The sequence below is a fragment of the Micromonospora sp. NPDC049580 genome (assembly GCF_040675595.1).
Lineage (GTDB): Bacteria > Actinomycetota > Actinomycetes > Mycobacteriales > Micromonosporaceae > Micromonospora.
The window spans coordinates 1-2,294 of sequence record NZ_JBFAPG010000699.1 but is presented as its reverse complement, the minus strand read 5'-3'; the positions used below and the strand labels follow the sequence as shown (position 1 = coordinate 2,294).

Below are 2,294 nucleotides of genomic sequence, written 5' to 3'. Positions count from 1 at the left end.
CTGAGCCCGGGGGCCGTCGGGTAGCGGGCCGGGCTGACGCCCAGGAAACGCCGGAAGTGACGGCTCAGGTGCGCCTGGTCGAAGAACCCGGCGGCGGTGGCGGCCTCGGCGGGGCGCTGACCCGCGAGGAGCAGGCGACGCGCCAGCTCGACCCGGCGACCGGTCAGGTACGAGTGTGGTGGCAGCCCGTGTGCGCGTGTGAAGGCCCGGACCAGGTGGGTCGGGTGGGCGTGCAGCAGCTCGGCGGCCTCGCGCAGTGTGACGCCGTCGACGGTCCGGGCGTCCAGCAGCTCACGTAGCCGGTCGGCGAGGCCGGGCATCCCCGGCGCGGTGCTGACCGGCGCCCGTCCGCGGAGTTGCGTGCGCAGCCGGTCCAGGATGAGCGCGAGTCGGCTCTCGGCCTCGAACTCCTCACCCGGCGTGGCGAGCACGTGGTGCAGGTGGTGGATCCGGTCCCGCAGACGCGGATCGGCCAGGTCCGGTTCGTCCACCGCCCGGCCGACCAGGTCGGGGGCGAGGGCCGAGGTGTCGAGGTACAGGACCCGTTTGCGAAAGCCGCTCGCCGTGGCGGAGCGGCCGTCGTGCGGCACGTACGGCGGCAGCAGGGTGACCGATGTGCGCAGCGCGCCGTGCCGGTGCCGGTCGAGGTCGAAGCGGACCGCGCCGTCGTCGACGATCAGCAGCGTCCACACGTCGTGGACGTGCCGTGGGTACGCGTGGTCCACGAAATGGGCGTGGAAGACCTCGGCGACCCCGGCGACGGCGGGTCGCCACGCGCTGACCTGCGAGCCGGCCGGGCGGGTGGCCACGCTAAGAACGTACAAGACCGGTGGGTGTCGGCACCGGCAGGCTCGACGCCATGACCGAACCGATCCGATTTCCCACCAAGATCGCCGTGCTGCTCCGCAACGACCTGGTCGGCTGGCAGCGACTCAACGTCACCGCCTTTCTGGTCAGTGGCGTCGCGCACGCCGAGCCGGAGCTGCTGGGCGAGGAGTACCGCGACGCGGACGGCACCCCGTACCTGCCGATGTTCGGCCAGCCGGTGCTGGTCTTCGCCGGCGACCGGGCGACCCTGACCAACGCGCACTCGCGGGCTCTCGCTCGCGGGCTGCGGCTCGCGGTGTTCACGTCCGAGCTGTTCGCCACCGGCAACGACCGGGACAACCGGGCCGCCGTGCAGGCGGTCGGCCGGGAGAAGCTCGACCTGGTGGGGCTGGCCCTGCACGCGCCGCGCACCGTGGTGGACAAGGTCCTCAAGGGCGCGGCCATGCACCCGTGAGCCCATCCGGCGCGGCGAAGACATTGATATCAATGGGTACGACTCCCGGCGCCCCGCGCCGTCGTCGAGTGCGGCTCCTACTCCAACCCCAACAACGGCTGCACGGACGAGCGCGAGGACGCGATCGCGGCGTACACCCACGCGCTCGCCTGGTGCCTCACCGGCGACTCCCGGTACGGGCAGAAGGCGATCCAGATCATGGACGCCTGGTCGGCGACGATCACCTCGCACACCGGCAGCAACGGACCCCTGCAGACCGGCTGGGCGGCCTCGACCTGGCCCCGGGCCGCCGAGATCATCAAGTACACCTACGGGAGCTGGCCCAACGCCAACCGGTTCGCCACCATGCTGCGCAACGTCTACCTGCCGGTGGTCCGCAACGGCTCGAACAGCAACGGCAACTGGGAACTGACCATGATGGAGGCCGCCGTCGGCATCGCCGTCTTCCTGGAGGGCCGCACCGCCTACGACGCGGCGGTCACCCGCTTCCTCAACCGCACCCGCGCCTTCATCTACCTGCCCAGCGACGGCGCGCTGCCGTACACCGTGCCCGGCAGCGGCCTGGACACCAGCTCGGAGATCATCGGCTACTGGCAGGGCCAGTCCACCTTCGTCGCCGGCCTCGCGCAGGAGACCTGCCGGGACTTCGTCCACACCGGGTACGGGATCTCCGCCATCTCGCACGTCGCGGAGACCTCCCGCATCCAGGGCCGCGACCTGTACCCGCAGGTCGGTGAGCGGCTGCGGCAGGCGCTCGGCCTGCACTCGCGCTACCAACTCGGCGAGGCGGCACCCTCCTGGCTCTGCGGCGGCACCCTCACCCGGGGCCTCGGCCCCGTCACCGAGGTCGGCTTCAACGCGCTGAGCAACCGGCTGGGCACCGTCATGACCAACACGCAGACCCTCACGCTGCAACAGCGACCCGCCGGCATCAACAACCTCTTCGTCGCCTGGGAGACGCTGACCCACGCGAGCAACCCCAACTGACCGCGCCGCGGCGGGCCGGCGTCGA

The 2,294-nt window shown here is 71.8% G+C and carries 3 protein-coding genes; 2 read left to right on the top strand and 1 reads right to left on the bottom strand.

Translation table 11 applies throughout. From position 1 onward, the window contains the following. Positions 1–809 (bottom strand): AraC family transcriptional regulator (locus AB0J68_RS31135; protein WP_363942341.1); only part of this gene is annotated, 809 nt, incomplete at its 3' end. 50 nt (positions 810–859) lie between these two features. Here AB0J68_RS31135 and AB0J68_RS31130 point away from each other — a divergent pair. Then, a complete protein-coding gene (locus AB0J68_RS31130; protein ID WP_354859095.1) occupies positions 860–1,282 on the top strand; it encodes a DUF2000 domain-containing protein in 423 nt (140 codons plus the stop codon). Positions 1,283–1,405: 123 nt separating this feature from the next. Then, positions 1,406–2,269: an alginate lyase family protein gene (locus AB0J68_RS31125; protein WP_363942343.1), complete on the top strand. Its 864-nt coding sequence runs from the start codon at positions 1,406–1,408 to the stop codon at positions 2,267–2,269. Positions 2,270–2,294: the final 25 nt, after the last annotated feature.

Coding starts and splice junctions, on each gene's coding strand:
- AB0J68_RS31130 (WP_354859095.1), top strand. CDS start 860: ATGACCGAACCGATCCGATTTCCCACCAAGATCGCCGTGCTGCTCCGC.